Below are 17,161 nucleotides of genomic sequence, written 5' to 3' on the forward strand. Positions count from 1 at the left end.
CTAATCCGGCGCTCCGCTGAGCTGAAGCCGGCTGCGGTACTCCACTGGCAGCTTGGTGATGGGATCCACGAAGCTGATACCGCGGGCCAGCAACTGGAGCGGCTTGGAGTAGTCGTCCGGTGCTTTGTCCAGCAGCTCGGGGTAGAAGGAATCGTTCACTATCCCCAATCCCAGCGACGCCATGTGTACCCGGAGCTGGTGCGTTTTGCCCGAGTGCGGCTCAAGGCGATACAGCCCGCGGCGGGGTGCGCCGCCGTCGGACGTCCTGTGAGCGGAAGCGCCGGCGTCGAACGTTTTCAGCAGCTCAATACGGGTCTCCGCATTAGGCTCGCCGCCGATCACTTCGGCCAGCAGATAGCTGCGGGACTTGGTCATCCGGTTCCGCACCACCACGGGAAAGCCGACGGCGGGGTACCCGGCGGCAGGCCGGGCCGCGGCCACGCACTCGTACTCTTTCCGGACCTGACGTTTCTCGAACAGCACCTGGTAGTTACCGCGGGTCGCCGGGTTGGTGGAGAGCAGCAGGATGCCGGCTGTCATGCGGTCCAGCCTGTGCATAGGGATCAGATCCGGGAGATTGAGCTGGTTCCTGAGCCGGACCAGGGCCGACTCCTGGATGTAGGTGCCGCCCGGGGTAGTGGGGAGGAAGTGCGGTTTGTCCACTACCAGGAGGTGCTCGTCGTGGTGCAGGATGTCCAGCTCAACGGGAATCCGGACCTCCGGAGGCAGGCTGCGGTAGTACCAGATGAAGGTGTGGTGCTCCAGCGGGGTGGCCCGGTCCAGCCGCACGCCGCCCTCGCCCACAATCTCGCCGGCGTCGAAGCGGTCCTCGATGCCCCGGGGGTCGATGTGGCCCCAGCGGTGCATCATGTAGTCCATTGCGGTGACCCACGGCCCCTCGTCGGGAAGGCGCAGGCGGGTCGCGTTCACGCCGTCGCGCACGGGGAGGGGGGATTGCATCACCGGTCCATTCTACTTTGCGCGCCGATTCGATGGTTCCCCGCTGAGACGATGCTGGGCGCCATCGACTGGGCAGGGAACCATCGAATCGCCCACCGACGAAAAAAAAGTTCTTGACAATTAAAATCGTCGGTTGGCATGATGGAAGCATGTTGGACATCGAAGTGATTGAGGATCCGGCCGCGGCGGAAGCGTCGCTGGACCCGATCCGCACGCGCATCCTCCAGGAGCTGGTTCGGCCCGGTTCGGCAACCCAGCTTGCGGCCAAGGTGGGCCTGCCCCGGCAAAAGGTCAACTATCACCTGAAGGCCCTTGAACGCCATGGCCTGGTGCAGTTGGTGGAGGAACGCCGCAAGGGCAATGTCACCGAGCGGGTGCTGCAGGCCACGGCGGCGTCGTACCTGATTTCCCCTGTTGCCCTTGCGTCCGTGGCCCCGGACCCGCACCGCTTCTCGGACCGCTTTTCCGCCTTCTGGCTGCTGGCGCTCGCCGGGCGCATGGTGCAGGAAGTGGGCAAGCTGATCGCCGGAGCGGCTGCTGCCAAACAGAAACTCGCCACCTTCGCAATCGACGGCGAGATCACCTTCCGCTCCGCAGCTGACAGGGCCGCTTTCGCCGAGGAACTCGGAGTTGCGGTCACCCGGCTGGTGGACAAATATCACGACGGCGGGGCATCATCCTCCGCTGGCAACGGCTCTGCAGACAGGGCTGTGCCGGCGGCTGCCGGGCGGAAGCATCGGATCGTCGTCGCCCTCCACCCCACTCTCAAACCAATCACAACCCCCGTAACTACCCGGAAAGAGGAGCAGGACCATGACTGACAACCGCGAATTCGAAATTGTTGCCGATACAGATCTGCCCGCCACGCCTGAGCGGGTCTGGCAGGCCGTCACCAAGGACACGCCTGCCTGGATGTTCCCGACAGACCAATGGCCGGATGTGAAGACCGTGGAGGAATACCCCAGCCACCTTGTCTCCCGGATGGATGGCCCGGACGGCTGGTTCAACCAGCTGGAGCGTGTAGTTGAACCGCTGAACGGCGGCCGGGCGAAGCTCCACTACGTGCACAGCGGCATCTTTGCGGACAACTGGGATCAACAGTACGACGGCGCCAGCAAGCACACTGCGTTCTACCTCCACACCCTGGGCCAGTACCTTCAGTATTTCGACGGCCAAGCGGTAGTTTTCACCGACATCCAGGCTCCGGCGGCCTCGCAGACGCCGGACGGCTTTGTTCAGCTCAAGAAGGCACTCGGCGTAGATTCCGCAGCACAGGGGGACGCCGTCCAGTTGGAGCTCGACGGCGTTGGCCGGCTGTCCGGCGAAGTGGACTTCTCGAATGAGCATTTCCTTGGCCTCAGGACCGCGGATGCAATGTACCGGTTCTTTGGCCGCAACTCCTTCGGGGCGCCGGTGGGCATGACGGTCCACGACTTCAGCGGCAGCGGCGACTCGGAGGCAGCCGCCACGGCCTGGAGCGGCTTCTTTGAAAAGGTCTACGCCTGAGGGCTGCGCGGAAAGTTCGCTAGGACGCCCAAAGTTCCCCTGGACGCGCAAGCTGCCTGTCGACACCCGAATTCAGGTGTCGACAGGCAGTTTGCGCATCGCTAGGCAATTTGCGCATCGCTACGCAATGGCTGCGGCGGTGGACTCTGCCCTAAGGGTTCGCCGCAGCTGAGGTGCACCGTCCAGCCGGACCTGGGCCGAACGCAGCGCCAATACTGCGGTCTCAAGCTGGTCCGGTGGCAGGGTGTACGGCACCCGCAGATAGTGTTCAAAGGCACCGCCCACTCCAAACCGTGGGCCGGCGGCCAACCGGATACCGAAGTCGGGCGCGATCACTGTCAAGGCTGTGCTGCAGGGTTCGGGCAGCCGGCACCATACGGTCAGTCCGCCACTGGGTCTTTCGGCCTGCCACTGCGGAAGGTGGGCGCAGAGCAGTTCAAGCAGGGCGGAACGGTTCTCCCGGAGCGCGGCGAGCCTAGCGGGCAGCGGTTCCGTGAGGCCGCGGACCAGGTGCGCTGCCGCGAGCTGCTCGACCACGGGCCCGCCCAGATCCATGGTGGTGCGTGTGGCGGCGAACCGTTGGACGAGGCCCTCGCCGGCCCGGATCCAACCGGTGCGCAGCCCCGCCCAATGAGACTTGCTGAGCGAGCCGATCGATACAACCGCGGGGCTGAAGGCTGCCAGCGGAGCCGAGGCGCCGCCGTCGAGGTTTAATTCCCGCAGGGTTTCATCGGCTACCAGCACGGTGCCGGAAGCAGCAGCTGCACGGACAAGGCGGCGGCGATGGACATCCGGCATCAGCCGGCCGGTGGGGTTGTGGAAATCGGGCACCACATAGGCCATTTTGGGGCGCTGCTGCATCAGTGTGGACTCGATGGCGTCCATGTCCCAGCCGGATCCCGGCACCCCTCTTTCCGGTGCAGGCAAGAGTGCTACCGGGACGGGCCGGCAGCCATTGGCGCGGATCGCATCGAGAGCATTCGGGTACGTGGGGTGATCCACCAACACCTTGTCCGCCTTTGCTGTATGCGTGCGGCCGGCCAGCGTCCGCAAGACGATGTTCAGCGCATGCTGCGCACCGGATGTCACCAGGATCTGGGCCGCCGTCGTTGCTACGCCGGCGGCCGTGTACCGGGCGGCTATGGCTTCGCGGAGGGCGGGCACACCCAGCACGTCGTAGCCGAATCCGGGCAGCAGGGCAGGCAGTTCAGTGAGCGCTGACGCAAATGCGCGGTGCACTACTTCGCCGCTTGCAGGCAGCGATGCGTAGGCGAGGTCGATGACGCCGTCCGGTGCTGCGAGCCCGGGGGCGCTGGTCCTTCCGGCGCTGCTGGCCGCGTTTGGCAGGCACGTCCGTCCGCGGGTTCCTTGGCCGCTGCTCAGGAATCCCTGCCCACGGAGGTGTGCATAGGCGGCTGTGACGGTTGTGCGGCTGACGCCCAGTGTTTCCGATAGCGTCCGCTCGCTCGGCAGCGCGGTGTCCAGCGGCACGCGCCCGTCGAGGATAAGGAGACGCACGACGTCGGCCATCTCGCGGTAGGCGGGCGCGGCACCGTGGTTCCATTGGCCCAGGAGACGGGCCAGGGCAGTGGGATTCAGGGATCCGGACATGTAGCCAGTATCTCAAACTGGCTATGGAATGCAAGGCCAGTTGTCCGTCAGGATGGGTTGCATGAAGACCCGCAGACTCGTCCAACTGTTTACCGGCCTGGCCATGTATGGCATCTCACTGGCCATGTTCATCCGTGCTGGCCTTGGCCTCGATCCCTGGGACGTGTTCCATCAGGGCCTGTCCGGAAAAACCGGGCTGAGCATCGGCGTTGTGGTAATTGCCGTCAGCTTTCTGGTGCTGCTTCTCTGGATTCCCCTGCGGCAATGGCCAGGCTTCGGCACGGTGTGCAACGCGGTGCTGGTGGGGGTCTTTGCCGACGTCGGCTTGGCGCTGATCCCGGAATTCTCGCATCTCGGCGGACAGATTTCGATGCTGACCGGTGCAGTGGTGCTCAACGGCATCGCATCCGCCTGCTACATCGGTGCGCGTTTTGGGCCCGGCGCCCGTGATGGCCTCATGACCGGCTTGGCCAGGCGGACCGGCTGGTCTGTGCGGATCTCGCGGACCCTGATCGAAGTGGTGGTACTGGGAGTGGGCTGGCTGCTGGGCGGCTCAGTGGGAGTGGGAACGGTGGTTTACGCACTGGCGATCGGTCCGCTGGTGCAGGTGCTGCTTCCAAGATTCATGGTGCCCGAGGCCGGCCGCCGGGACGCAACACCAATCCGGGACGACGCCTCGGCTCCCGCCTGACGATGCGGTTCCTGCCTGACGACGCGCAGATTCCCTCGCGACGCTGGAATTCCGGTGTCGCCCGGGAAATTGCGAGTCGCTAGACAATGAGCGCGTCATGAATCGAGCGGCTGGCACGTCGGGCAGAAGTAGATGTCCCGCTCCTCGGTGATGCCGCTTCCGCCGCCGGAGCCAGCCGGTTTCCCCAAGACGCCGCGGCGGATGGGGGTTTTGCACCGCAGGCAGGGCTGGTGTTCGCGGCCGTAGACCCAATGGGTTGGAGCACTACCCGGCCCTTGGGCAATCCGGCCAAGCGGCAGGCCCCGGGAATCAAGGACGGTGATTCGGCGCCCCGGGCCCAGATTGGCTTCGAGTAATTGTTTGGCGGCCACGAACATGGCCCGCAGATCAGCACCGCCTGGCGATTCCGTCAGTGCAGACACCGGAGACCTTGGGTGGACACCCGCCAGGAAACACACCTCGCAGCGGTAGATGTTGCCGATTCCCGCCAGATTCCGTTGGTCCAGCAGTGCCATGCCGATCGGAACGTCCGGCCCGGACATCACCCGGCGTTCGGCCTCTGCAGGATCCCAGTCGGGCCCCAGCAGATCCGGGCCAAGGTGCCCCACCGCGGTGGGCTCGTCCGCAGTCCTGATGACTTCCAACAGTCCCAGCGAGAAGCCGACGGCGTCCGTCACCGGCGTGCGCAGCACACACCGGGCGGTGAAGCCCGGTTTTCGCCAACGGCCCCCCGGCGGGTAGAGCTGCCAGCTGCCCTCCATCTTGAGGTGTGAATGGATGGTGAGCCGCTCGTCTGCTGGGCCATGCAGACGCATCAGCAGGTGCTTGCCCCTCGGCACAACTTCGTCCATGGTCCAGCCGGCCAGATCGACGGTGGCGAAGCGGGGAACACGGAAATCCGAGGCCGTCAGCACCTGACCGGCCAAAGCTCCCTGCAGCTGCGCGGCTGCACGGAAGACCGAATCGCCCTCAGGCACTCTGAACCTCAGGCACTCTGAACCTCAGGCACGGATCCGCAGCCCCTTCGGAGTCGAGTAGGCGCCGGCATGCAGCAGCGCGGCAGCGGCGGGGGTGTCCAGGATTCCGTGGCCGTTCACTTTTTCCATGATGAGCTTGTCTACGGCGCCGCGAGTGACCACATCCACCAGTGCGGCCGCGGCAGCTGCAAGGCCTGCGGAGTCGTCGCTGAAGACCAGCAGCGTCTTGCCGCCGCGTTCCACGTAAAGTACCAGTGCGCCGTCGACCATCACCACCAGCGCGCCTGCCTTCCGCCCCGGACGGTGACCGCTGCCAGCATCGGCATTCACTGCCGGCCAGGGCAGTGCGGCACCGTAGGGATTGGCGGGATCCGTGGCGGCGAGGGCCAGCGCAACTGGATCCGGCCGGGTGAGCTGGGTGTCCTCTGAATAGGAGCGCAACCGGTCAACCGTGGCGGGAACGGCAAACTGCGCCGCGCCAAGATGTTCAATGAAGTAGCCGCGACGGCAGCGGCCGGCCTCTTCCAGCCGGGCCAGCACTTTGTACATCAGCCCGAAGCCGCCCAGGATGTTCTCCGCCATCACCGAGCCCCGAGTTACCACGCCGTATCTGTCCAGCAGAAGCTCGGCGGTGGAACGGGCATGGATGGTGGGATCCAGCTCGGGGGAGGGCAGTGCCGACCATCGCCCTGCCGCCATCGGGGGAGTGGGCGCGGATCCGGTGACGGAGCCGTACCGGCCGCCCGTCAGCCCGGCAGAACCCGTCAGGCCAGGTGGCCCCATCAGCCCGGTCCCGTGCGATCGCCCCAGCCTGCTCATCCGGGGAGCCCGGGCCCGCGGAGCCCGGGCTACCTGCCGGTGCGCGGTGTGGCCGCCCGAGATCAGGGCACGCACGGGCGCGAAAGTATCGCCCGTAATCCGGCCGGCCCACGCCAGCTCCCAGAGCGAGGACACCACATCCTGGTCGCTCAGGACCGAGTCCATGCCGCCGGCAACGTCCGTCAGCTGCCGGAAGAAGTAGCCGCCGCCGTTGGTCTGCAGGTGGTCCAGTAGCCGTTGCTGGGAATCGCCGGGTACGTAGTCAAGGGCCGGGGCCAGCGTCAGCTCGGCAGACTCGGCCAAGTGCAGGCTGACCCAGCCGTCGTTTCCAGGAAGGGCACCGGCGCCGGACCAGAGGATTTCACCGGCGGCCATCAGTTCATCCAGCATGGCCGGCTGGTAGTTGGCAACCCGGCTGGAAAGGACAAGCGGTTCCCAGGCGGACGCCGGCACCGGCACTCCGGACAGCTGATCGATGGCCGTGAGAATCCCGTCCAGCCCGCGAAGCGCCGGCTGACCGCGCCCTGAACCCGGCGTCCGCACGTTCTGCCAAGCGGGCAGGAACCGCCCGTAGGCCGAGGCGTCCACCGGCTCCACTTCGGCGCGAAGCGCAGCCAGTGAACGCCGGCGGAGCTTGCGGAGGACCTCGGAGTCGCACCACTCGCTGGACCGCGTGTGAGGAGTCGGGTGAGGAGTCGGGTCAGGAACGGGGCCAGGAACGGGGCCAGGAGCAGGGTCCGGAGTGGAAGCCTCAGGTGCCGCGTCACTTTCTTGAGCAGGCGGGGCAACGTGGGGCCGGAACTCGCCTTCCACCACGCGTCCGTCAGCGGCGAGCCTCTTCAGTGCGGTACCGACGACGGCGGATCCCAGTCCCAGCCTCGCCGCTGCTTCCGTCGAGGTGAACGGTCCGTGGGTGCGGGCATAGCGCGACACGAGATCGCCCAGCGGATCCGATACCGGCTCGATGAATGCCAGCGGCACCCCCATGGGCAGCGGTACGCCGATTGCGTCGCGGAGCCGGGCGGCATCTTCCACGGCCGCGAAACGTTCGACGCCGCCGATGTTTACCCTGATGGCGCGGTTGGCCCGCTGGAGCGCGAGCAGGTGAGCGACGGCGGAGGAATCGGCGGAACCCGTTGACGGAGCTGGTCGAGATCCAGGGGGTTCGGCCGGCTCAACCACTGGAGCAGGGCCGGCCTCGGCGGCCTGAATCACTGGTTCAAGCCGCGCGGCCACTTCCTCGGGGGTCAGCGGCCCCAGGAGACGCAACAGGTCTGCCACTCCTTCGAGGCCCCGCACGCGCCGGTCCGGCGCCAGCCGCTGGAGCTCAAGCTCGGTGGCTTCGATGACCTGGGCATCCAGCAGCTCGCGCAGCTCCACCCGCCCCAACAGCTCATTAAGGAGGGTGGAATCCAGTGCCAGCGCAGCAGCCCGGCGTTCGGCCAGCGGGGAGTCGCCCTCGTAAAGGAACTGGGCCACGTATCCGAACAGCAGGGACTTGGCGAACGGCGACGGCTGCTGCGTGGTGGTCTCCACTATCCGCAGTTCGCGCCGCTCAACAGAGGCAGCAATGTCTTTCAGCGCGGGGAGATCGTAGACGTCCTGGAGACATTCACGGACAGTTTCCAGGACGATGGGGAATGTGGGGTATTTCCGGGCGACATCCAGCAATTGCGCGGACCGCTGGCGTTGCTGCCACAGAGGCTGGCGTTTCCCGGGAGTTTGCCGCGGGAGCAACAGGGCACGGGCGGCGCATTCGCGGAAACGGGAGGCGAACAGGGCGCTGCCGCCCACTTCCGCGGTGACGATCTGCTCGAGTTCTTCGGGGTCAAAAAGAAACAGCTCCGCCCCGGGAGGTTCGTCCTCCATCATGGGCACGCGAAGTACGATGCCGTCGTCGGCTGCCATGGCGGAGCCGTCCAGCCCGTACCGCTGCTGTAGCCGCTGCCCGACGGCCAGCGCCCAAGGGGCATGAACCGGCATGCCGAAGGGGCTGTGCAGAATCACGCGCCAGTCACCGAGTTCGTCGTGGAACCGCTCCACCACCAGGGTGGTGTCACTGGGAACCACCTCGGTGGCGAGCTTTTGCTCGCGCAGATATTGGAGCAGGTTGTTCGCTGCGAAATCGTCCAGGCCGCTGGCCTTGCATCGTTCGGCGGCGGGCCCGACGTCGGACGCTGTCAGTTCGCGCACAAACGCGCCAAGCGCACGGCCCAGGTCCACGGGCCGCCCCAGCGAGTCACCTTTCCAGAAGGGGAGCTTGCCGGGCTGGCCGAAGGCGGGGGTGACCAGCACGCGGTCGTGGGTGATGTCCTCGATCTTCCAGCTGGTGGCGCCAAGCGCGAAAATGTCACCCACCCTTGATTCGTAGACCATCTCTTCATCGAGTTCGCCAACACGCCGTCCGCCTTTGGCAGCCGCGGCGGCAGGGCTCGTGGCCCTGCCGCCGGGGCCTGCACTCCCGGAATCACCGGAGCCTTCAACCTCGGTGCCGATGATGTACACCCCGAACAGTCCGCGGTCCGGGATAGTGCCACCGGATGTCACGGCGAGGCGCTGGGCCCCGGGACGGCCTTCGATAGTGCCGGCGTTGCGGTCCCAGATGATGCGGGGCCTGAGCTCTGCGAATTCGTCGGAGGGGTAGCGGCCGGCCAGCAGGTCAAGGGTGCCCTCGAAAGCGGAGCGGGGAAGGCTTGCAAAGGGGGCGGACCGGCGGACCGTGGAGAACCATTCCTCCACATCGATGCTGCCCAGCGCTGCGGCGGCAACGGTCTGCTGCGCCAATATGTCCAGCGGATTGGCGGGGACACTGAGGCGTTCGATTTTGCCGCCCAGCATCCGTTCCACCGTGATGGCGGTGTGCACCAGATCTGCCCGGTGTTTCGGGAACAGCACACCCTGGGAAATCTCGCCAACCTGGTGCCCGGCGCGGCCCACCCGCTGCAGGCCGCTGGCCACTGATGGCGGGGACTCAACCTGCACCACGAGGTCGACGGCGCCCATGTCAATTCCGAGTTCCAATGACGATGTTGCCACTACGCAGCGCAGACGCCCTGACTTCAGATCGTCCTCAATGAGCGCACGCTGGTCCTTGGACACGGAGCCGTGGTGCGCCCTGGCGAGCAGCGGATCCGCTCCGGCGGTGCTGCCTGCCTGAGCCATCATGTGTGCGGGCGTCGCTGTGGACACCGGCGCGGTGGACACAGCAGCGACTGATCCAGCCGCCGCGCCACCCCAGTCCCCTCCCACCGCCACCAGTTGCCGCTCAGCGTAGATCTCGTTCAGCCGGGCCGTCAGCCGCTCAGCCAGCCGCCGTGAATTCGCAAACACGATGGTGGACTGGTTGGCCAGCACCAGGTCCACGATCTTCTCCTCAACATGCGGCCAGATCGAGGCCTGAGGCTGCAACCCGGATGCGGGACCGGAATCGAAAGCGCCAGCCGCACGAGCGAGATCCGACATGTCCTCCACGGGGACGGACACCGTCAGATCCCAGTTCTTGCGCGAGGGCGGCGCTACAATTTCCACCGGCGCCGAGCCCGCAAGGAACTGTGCCACCAGCTCCTTGGGCTCAACCGTGGCGGACAGGCCGATCCTCTGGGCGGGCCTGGCCAGCAGGGCGTCCAGGCGCTCCAGCGAGACCGCCAGATGCGCGCCGCGTTTGGTGCCCGCCACGGCGTGGACCTCGTCCACGATGATGGTGTCCACCTCGCTCAGCGTCTCGCGTGCCTTGGAGGTCAGCATCAGGAACAGTGACTCGGGTGTGGTGATGAGGATGTCCGGCGGGTGGCTGAGCAGCGCGCGGCGGTCCGCCGTTGTGGTGTCCCCGGACCTGACGCCCACGGTGATGAGCGGGGCCGGCAAAGCCAGCCGCTTGGCCGTCTGCGTGATGCCGACCAGTGGGGCACGGAGGTTACGTTCGACGTCGACGCCCAGCGCCTTGAGCGGCGAAATGTAGAGTACGCGGGTCTTCCGCCTGGGAGCCCTGCCCCGTGCTGAAGTACCCCGTTTCCCCACAGTGGCCGCATCCAGCCCGGGCTGTTCCTCCAATTCAGCAGGAGCCGATGCCATCAGCCGGTCCAGGGCCCACAGGAAGGCGGCCAGGGTTTTTCCGGAACCTGTGGGTGCCACCACCAGGGCGTGCGAGCCGGACGAAATCGCGCTCCAGGCGCCGGTCTGCGCGGGAGTGGGCGCGGAAAATACGCCCAGGAACCAGTCCCTGGTGGCCCGGCTGAACCTGTCCATGGTGTCCCCTGAAGGTGCGCCGGAATCCCCGGCGTCGAGCTCCTGCCCCTGCATTCCTCCATCATGCCCTACACCCCTGACACTGAGGCCGTCACCCCGCCGGCCCCTGCTACCGACAGGCCTGCTAGCGGCAGGCCTGCTACCGCCAGAACCTTGCCACTTGTTTGCTACTGCGGAAGTCCACGGTGCCTTCGCCCTCGACAGGCGGGGTGCCGGCGTCCGGATGAGGCCGGCACCCGCCACAACCGTGTCGTAGCGGCTGCCGGGCAGGAAGTCATCCTTGCGGGAACAGGCCCGGATACTGCCCGGATCGATTATTTACTGACCCCAGGCCCTACTTGGCCTGGAACGCCCCGATTGCCAGCAGCGCGAACGAGGCGTTGCTGCATGCTGTGGTGGGTTGGGCGAGAAACAGTGAGGCGGTGTCCTCAGGCGGGTAAATCCGGTAGCCGGCCGCGGATACCTGGCTGCAGTCCGGGTAGTTGCCGGCCTGGGTGTACTTCAGGACGGCCGTTCCAGCCTGGCCCGGCGCCAGCAGGACATCCGTCACGGGAACGGACTCCTCGCGGGTGGCCGCCGCCCCGATCGGTGCGCCGTTGGCATCGGCGGTGAGAGAGACGCCCGCGAAGCCCTTCAGGAGGCATGCCGAGGTGCCGCTGTTGGTCAGGATCAGCTTCATGTAGACACTCCCGGCGGCGCCTCCGCCCGTGGCGTCGGTCGTGGCCGTGAGTGTTGCCGCCTTGCACAGTGCAGGGCCCGCCGGCGTCGCGGGCGACGACGACGGCGGCGGCGGCGACGTTGAGGGTGACGCTGCGGAGGTGCTGGGGCTGGCAGAAGCAGACCCGGGTGCCGTGCTTCCCTGCGTCTGCGGCTGGCTTGGACCGCAGGCGGTGAGCAGCAGCGCCACCGCGGCGGCCGCCGTCGTGATTACCAGTCCGGGTGTGGTTCGTTGAGGCCTCATGGCCCCACCTTTGCGCCCGCCGTTGCCGGAGTCAACGATGCCACGTGGCAGGACAGGATTTGATGCCCGGATTGTGATGATCCGGGCATCAAATCCGTGGCTCACTCCTTGGCTGCGGAACCCGGGACTGTCTTTCCGCCGCGGCTGCGGGCGAGTGCCACGCCGCCCAGCGCGAGCCCGCCCACACCGGCTACGAGGCCGGCCCGGCTGCGGGCGCCAGCGCCGTCGTCGTCCACCGCAGAAGCCGGCGCGGCGGAAGCAGTGTCCGTGTGGCCAGCTGCGGCAGCATCGGTGATGGTCACTGACGGCGCGGGGGCTTTGAGTGAGTGCGGGTCCTGGCCGTCCTTGGCGATGTCGGACCAGTTGGTCTGGCCCTGCTCGCAGTTCTGCAACGTGGGGAAGTGGAGGGTTGTGCCGGCGGCATCGGGCAGCTTGACGGACAGCACCAGGGCGTCCCGGAGCTCAGGGGACAGCGGCGTCTTGGCCGTGTAGACGATCCGGCTGGTGCGTTTGGTGATGGAGCTGCCGTCGGCCAGTTTCTTCGGCTCGGGCAGCTGCTCGGTCACTTTTTCCACTACCCAGTTGGGGTTGACGGTGGGCTGGGCGTCGTTGAGCTCGGTGGGCAGCGTGATGGTCACCTTCGTGGTGCCGGACGCGTCGCAGCCATGCGGGATGCCGAACGTGAGCAGCGCGTAGGAACCGGCAGAGGTCTTGTCCGGGGTGACGCCCACATGCGCGGAGGCGCCGGTGATTCCGGCCAGCATCAGGGCGGCGGTGCCGCCGGCCGCGGCCGTGGCACTGAGGGCACGGCGGAGGATGGTCTTGTTCATGGGATTGCCTTTCGGTCGCACGCGGTCCGGGACCGGGCGTGCGGAAATACGGGTTGGGACCCGTCGCCGATTTCGGGAAGTCTGTGGCGCGGGCAGAGTCAGGGAAGCACGACGGCGGACGGCGGGCCGCGCCGGCTGTCTTGCCGGAGGTTCCGCCAGGGGCGGAGAGTGGTCACCGCCGGTGCAGCGGCAGCCGCCGGTGCTGTGGCGGCGTCGGGCATGATGGCGTCCGGGAGCCGGACCAGAGGGCGGAGCCACGCGGCGAGGGCCCAGAGCGCAGCCTCGCCCCTGGCGAGCAGCAGGGCTATGGCGACGGTGGCCAGAACATGGGCTGCGAGCATGACGCTGGAAGCGGGCGAGTCCAGCTGGTGGAGGTGGTCCGCGGACAGCTGGACCGGATCCAGAAGCGCGGCAGTCGAGCCAGGCCCGGCGACTGGACCACCGGACGCGTGGTGCAGGGGTGCGCCAGGGTCGGCCGCGGAAACGGTGCCCACCGGGGCGGAAAAGATCTCGTGCAGGACCAGCTGGCCGGCGCCGAGGACCACCAGCATGGCAGGGAAGGTGAGTTTGAGGCGGGTGGCCGCGGTGGCGGCAAGGCCGGTCAGGGCCATGGCGGCGGCCATCAAGATTCCGGGCGAAGGGAGCTGGCCGCCACCCAGAACGTGCGCGCAGGCCGCGAGGGCTACGATGCTGGCGGCAACCACGGCGGCCCGGAGGGAATGGAATGGAGGCCGGCCGTGGTGTGTGCGCACGGAGTCCCCCTCTGGATCGCTGAATGCGGGTGTGCTTTCGGCAAGTACCAAAGGCAGCAAATCACCGTAATTCTATCTGGGATCCGGCGCTGTGCGGACGTTGGATGGGCAGGCTGGCGGCCTGCGCCGCGGCCGTGGGTCAGCGCAGGTGCTCCGGTTCGTCATCTGCCTCCGCGGCATCAAAGGCCTTTGGGTTGTGCAAGATGGGCTACCCCAAACAGGCCCGCGGCCCGTGAACCGGCCACGGCACTCGCCCCGATGGTGATGAGGGCGCCCAGGATCAGGGCGGCGGCCTCTCCCGGATGCAGCAGCTGAAGCTGGGTGCCAATAGTTGCTGCAGCCACGGGAACCCCCAGCTGTGAGGCGGAGAGGACCCCCAGCGGGAGGGGCTGGCCGAGGACACGCATGGCCACGTGGACCAGGATGGCGCCAATACCCAGGCACAGGCCCAGCAGAATCATCTGGGGGTGGGTGCCCAGATCGCGCAGATTCAGCGATGCCCCGAGCCAGACGAAAAACAATGGCCCCAGGAAGCCGTCGCTGACAGCAAAAAGCTGGTGGGCCAGCCTCCGGGGTTCGCCCACGGCTGCCACTACCAGTCCAAACGAGAATCCGGCCAGCATGATCGACACGTGCCCGAACACGGCCAAACCGGCAAGTGCAAAAAGCAGCATCAGCTGGATACGCAGTTCCAGGGCGAATTTCCGCTCCTCGGAGACCTCATGCAGGCGGGCCCGCGTTCCGCTGCGCTCGAGCGATCGGAGCACAAAGAACAGCACAACGGCGCAGGCAGTAACGGCCAGCGCGCCAAGGGCGGCGCGGCCCGCATTCGGCGGATCCACGACCAGGGGCAAGGCAACGATGCACGCGATATCTGCGATGGCTACCTGCGCGGTCATGGTGAGGACACCGGGACCGCCCAGCCGCAGGGAGTCGACGATTGGCAAAACCAGCGCCGCCGAGGAGGATGCCAGCAGCACAATGTAGAGCGGCGCGTGGCCGGTGGCGAAGGCAAGAGCAGTTCCAATTCCGACGGCGACCGCCAACGCCGCGGCCACGCCCGCACGGATGGCCCCGCTCCCCAGGGCAGTCCGGATCCTCTGGTCCCGGACTGGAACGTGCGTGCCGGCAACGAACATGATCAGGGCAAAGCCGACGTCGGCCATGAGGGTGAAGGTGGGGTCGGCGGGATCCACCAGACTGAACCCTGTCCGGCCGATCACGATTCCGGCCAGCAGCTGGCCCAGCACCACCGGCAGGTGCCATTTGGCCTGCAGCGCGAGCAAGGGGCCCAAAAGGGCCACAGCGGCAATCAGCGAGAGTGAAAAAAACGACACGTTTCTCCTTCGCCGGTCGTGAGGCCTCGTTGTCTCCAGAATCAGATTCCCAAGGTCAGATCATCGCACGGCGTCTGCAAGTTTCAGCGGAATGTCCGTGTTCTCATCCGTGTAGTAGCTGGCGCAGACGCGGTGGTAACCGTCCACGATCTGTGCCGGGATGCCCTTGGCAAGATCCCCTCGGACCATCAGGACCGGCGAGAGCCTCCTGCCGCCCCGGATCTTCCGTAGATCGGAGGCCACATGGGCGTTGTCCGCCGGAAGCAGAACCAGCCTGGCGGCCCGGAGGATGTCCTTGGCTTTGCGGTGAGTCATGGGTGCCGCTCTTAGCCCCGCCACGACTGTTTCAACGACGTCATCGGATTCCAGCAGCGAAAGGTAGTCTGCAGCCGCGGGATAGTCCTGTTCCTCGGGCTCGATTAACCAGAGGACCTCCGCGTTACCGCTGTCATTTTTCTTGCTCGGCATTGCAGGCCCTCTCCGGGTGTGGACGCTCACCCTGATCTAACACTCGCCGCGCTCAGATCACAAGGCATGCAGCTGACGCGGCAACGTGGATTGGTTCCTGATAGCTTGGACGGTGTTCGCATGAGTTGAGGAGTTCACCGATGGCCCGGCCGCTTAAGCCCTTGATCTCGGTGGATGCAGTGGTGACAGCGGCCCTCGGGCTCATTGACGAAACCGGTGATTTCAGCCTGCCGAAGCTGGCGCGCAGGATCGGGGTCAGCCAGTCGTCCATCTACCACCATGTCAGTGGCCGCGAAGAGATTCTTGAGTTGGTCCGTGGGCGGCTATTGTCCGAGAATCCGTACTCCGTTCCTGCCGATGCGGGGTGGGAAGAGGCGCTGCGCCAGATGATCCGGTCCTATCGGGGCAGCTTTGCCAGGCACCCCCGGGCCGAGTCGATGGTGGTCGACGGAGACCGGCTCGCTTATATGGGCGACGAAAGGACGGCACGGCGGATTGCCGACGGCGCCGACGAAAGTTGATCTGGACGGCGCGTTTGTCCTGCCCGGCTTCATTGACGCCCACACGCACCTGATGATGATGGGTCAGTCGATGCAGAAGGTGGAGCTGCGCGACGCCGGTACGCTTGCCGAAATCCAGCACCGGCTCAGCCAGGCGGCAGCCGCCGGCCCTGAAGCGGACCGGATCCTGGGGTGCGGCTGGCTGTTCCCTGCCATTCCGGACGGCAAACCTACGCGCCAGATGCTCGACGCCGTGCTGCCGGACCGTCCGGTCTACCTCGATTCCAACGACGTGCATTCCATGTGGGTGAACACGGCCGCCCTGACGGAAATGGGGATCAATAAAGAAACTCCGGACCCTGCCGGCGGAAAAATTTAACGCGATCCGGCCACTGGCGAGGCCACCGGCATGCTCTTTGAAACGGCCGTGATCGAGCACGCCTGGCCCACCCTGGCGCGGCCGACCTCGGACGCGGACAGGGATGCCCAACTGGACAGCGCCTTTCAGTACTACCTGGCCACAGGGGTGACAGGCGGCATCGACATGGCGATGGGCGAGGACGATCTCGCGGCGATGCGCCGGGCCCTGGCCGCCAACGCCGGACAGCTGCCGCTGCGGGTGACCGGGCATTGGCTCATCAGCCCGTCCGGGACAACTGCGGATGCCCTCCGGCAGGTTGATCGTGCCGTATCCCTCAAGCGGGAGGTCAACGGGCCGTGGCTGCGGATGGCCGGAATCAAGCTTGTGGTGGACGGGGTGATCGACAGCTGCACGGCGGCGATGAAGGAGCCGTACGCGGATGGCAGCGTAGCCGGCCTGATCTGGGAGCTGGAGGCCCTGATCCCCGTGGTCACGGCGGCTGATGCGGCCGGGCTGCAGATCGCCATGCACGCCATCGGAGACGAGGCGTCCCAGGTGGCGCTGGACGCACTGGAGCATGCCTACCGGGTCAACGGCACCCGCCCTCGCCGTCACCGCATGGAGCATCTGGAGACCATCACCCGGGAAAACATCACCAGGCTTGCAGTGATAGGTGTTGTCGCCTCCGTGCAGCCCGTGCATTCGGATCCGGCCATCCAGGGAAACTGGCAGGCCATGTTGGGCGATCACCGGATCGAGCGGGCCTACCCGTGGACCGAGTTCACCGCGGCCGGAGCCACACTTGCCCTGGGGACGGATGCGCCCACGGCGCCGCACCAGCCGCTGCCCAACATGTATGTCGCCACCACCCGCAAGTCCTCCCTGGACCCGAGCCTCCCCGCGAACTTGCCGGGCTATGCACTGGGGCTGGGCGATGCGCTCTGCCACGCAACCCGTGATGCTGCGTTCTCCTGCGGCATGGAACGGGATATGGGCAGGCTTGCCGCCGGGTTCTACGCAGACTTTGTTGTGCTGGACGCGGATCCGTTCGAGGCAGGGCTTGAATCCCTGTTAACTGCTTCGGTGTCCATGACCGTAGTGGGCGGGCAGAGGAGATATATGGCCTGAACCAAGCGCGAGGCG

Annotated in this window: 14 protein-coding genes and 1 pseudogene; 6 read left to right on the plus strand and 9 right to left on the minus strand. The window is 66.6% G+C overall.

Going from position 1 to position 17,161, the window contains the following annotated elements; translation table 11 throughout:
* Positions 1–960, minus strand: a complete 960-nt coding sequence (locus tag ACQCST_RS04575; RefSeq protein ID WP_426999074.1) for an RluA family pseudouridine synthase — start codon at positions 958–960, stop codon at positions 1–3.
* A gap of 149 nt (positions 961–1,109) precedes the next feature.
* Between ACQCST_RS04575 and ACQCST_RS04580 the strand changes: the two genes are divergently transcribed.
* Both ACQCST_RS04580 and ACQCST_RS04585 read left to right on the plus strand, forming a co-directional pair.
* Positions 1,110–1,781 (plus strand): helix-turn-helix domain-containing protein, encoded by a 672-nt coding sequence (locus tag ACQCST_RS04580; RefSeq protein ID WP_426998152.1) that lies wholly within the window; start codon positions 1,110–1,112, stop codon positions 1,779–1,781.
* Positions 1,774–2,466 (plus strand): SRPBCC family protein, encoded by a 693-nt coding sequence (locus ACQCST_RS04585; RefSeq protein WP_426998153.1) that lies wholly within the window; start codon positions 1,774–1,776, stop codon positions 2,464–2,466. Before ACQCST_RS04580 ends, ACQCST_RS04585 begins: the two co-directional genes overlap by 8 nt.
* Before the next feature lie 120 nt (positions 2,467–2,586).
* Here ACQCST_RS04585 and ACQCST_RS04590 read toward each other — a convergent pair whose 3' ends face one another.
* Positions 2,587–4,077: a PLP-dependent aminotransferase family protein gene (locus tag ACQCST_RS04590; protein WP_426998154.1), complete on the minus strand. Its 1,491-nt coding sequence runs from the start codon at positions 4,075–4,077 to the stop codon at positions 2,587–2,589.
* Between the two features lie 61 nt (positions 4,078–4,138).
* Between ACQCST_RS04590 and ACQCST_RS04595 the strand changes: the two genes are divergently transcribed.
* Positions 4,139–4,768 (plus strand): YczE/YyaS/YitT family protein, encoded by a 630-nt coding sequence (locus ACQCST_RS04595; RefSeq protein ID WP_426998155.1) that lies wholly within the window; start codon positions 4,139–4,141, stop codon positions 4,766–4,768.
* A 95-nt stretch (positions 4,769–4,863) separates the two neighbouring features.
* On the opposite strand, the gene ACQCST_RS04600 is transcribed toward ACQCST_RS04595, so the two are convergent.
* The 3 genes from ACQCST_RS04600 to ACQCST_RS04610 form a co-directional block, all read right to left on the minus strand.
* Complete coding sequence (locus ACQCST_RS04600) at positions 4,864–5,745, minus strand: DNA-formamidopyrimidine glycosylase family protein (RefSeq protein ID WP_426998156.1); 882 nt, start codon at positions 5,743–5,745, stop codon at positions 4,864–4,866.
* Positions 5,746–5,769: 24 nt separating this feature from the next.
* Positions 5,770–10,863, minus strand: coding sequence for an Lhr family helicase (locus tag ACQCST_RS04605; RefSeq protein ID WP_426998157.1), 5,094 nt, complete (start codon positions 10,861–10,863; stop codon positions 5,770–5,772).
* Between the two features lie 280 nt (positions 10,864–11,143).
* The gene (locus ACQCST_RS04610; RefSeq protein WP_426999075.1) at positions 11,144–11,557 is read right to left on the minus strand and encodes a DUF4232 domain-containing protein; all 414 of its coding nucleotides are present in this window, start codon (positions 11,555–11,557) and stop codon (positions 11,144–11,146) included.
* Here ACQCST_RS04610 and ACQCST_RS04615 point away from each other — a divergent pair.
* Positions 11,517–11,762, plus strand: coding sequence for a hypothetical protein (locus ACQCST_RS04615; RefSeq protein ID WP_426999228.1), 246 nt, complete (start codon positions 11,517–11,519; stop codon positions 11,760–11,762). The two genes, ACQCST_RS04610 and ACQCST_RS04615, sit on opposite strands and share 41 nt — an antisense overlap.
* Positions 11,763–11,871: 109 nt before the next feature.
* Here the strand turns inward: ACQCST_RS04615 and ACQCST_RS04620 are convergent, their stop codons facing one another.
* The 4 genes from ACQCST_RS04620 to ACQCST_RS04635 all read right to left on the minus strand — a co-directional run bounded on the left by ACQCST_RS04620 (position 11,872) and on the right by ACQCST_RS04635 (position 15,157).
* On the minus strand, positions 11,872–12,600 hold the full coding sequence (locus ACQCST_RS04620; RefSeq protein WP_426998158.1) for a YcnI family protein: 729 nt from the start codon (positions 12,598–12,600) through the stop codon (positions 11,872–11,874).
* A 98-nt stretch (positions 12,601–12,698) separates the two neighbouring features.
* The gene (locus ACQCST_RS04625; RefSeq protein WP_426998159.1) at positions 12,699–13,352 is read right to left on the minus strand and encodes a hypothetical protein; all 654 of its coding nucleotides are present in this window, start codon (positions 13,350–13,352) and stop codon (positions 12,699–12,701) included.
* Between the two features lie 179 nt (positions 13,353–13,531).
* On the minus strand, positions 13,532–14,689 hold the full coding sequence (locus ACQCST_RS04630) for a cation:proton antiporter (protein ID WP_426998160.1): 1,158 nt from the start codon (positions 14,687–14,689) through the stop codon (positions 13,532–13,534).
* A 60-nt stretch (positions 14,690–14,749) separates the two neighbouring features.
* Positions 14,750–15,157: a hypothetical protein gene (locus ACQCST_RS04635; protein WP_426998161.1), complete on the minus strand. Its 408-nt coding sequence runs from the start codon at positions 15,155–15,157 to the stop codon at positions 14,750–14,752.
* Between the two features lie 140 nt (positions 15,158–15,297).
* Between ACQCST_RS04635 and ACQCST_RS04640 the strand changes: the two genes are divergently transcribed.
* Positions 15,298–15,678 (plus strand): TetR/AcrR family transcriptional regulator, encoded by a 381-nt coding sequence (locus ACQCST_RS04640; protein WP_426998162.1) that lies wholly within the window; start codon positions 15,298–15,300, stop codon positions 15,676–15,678.
* Positions 15,679–15,733: 55 nt separating this feature from the next.
* Positions 15,734–17,146, plus strand: a pseudogene (locus tag ACQCST_RS04645) (amidohydrolase).
* Positions 17,147–17,161: the final 15 nt, after the last annotated feature.

This window comes from Pseudarthrobacter sp. N5 (assembly GCF_050157035.1).
Taxonomy (GTDB): Bacteria; Actinomycetota; Actinomycetes; order Actinomycetales; family Micrococcaceae; genus Arthrobacter.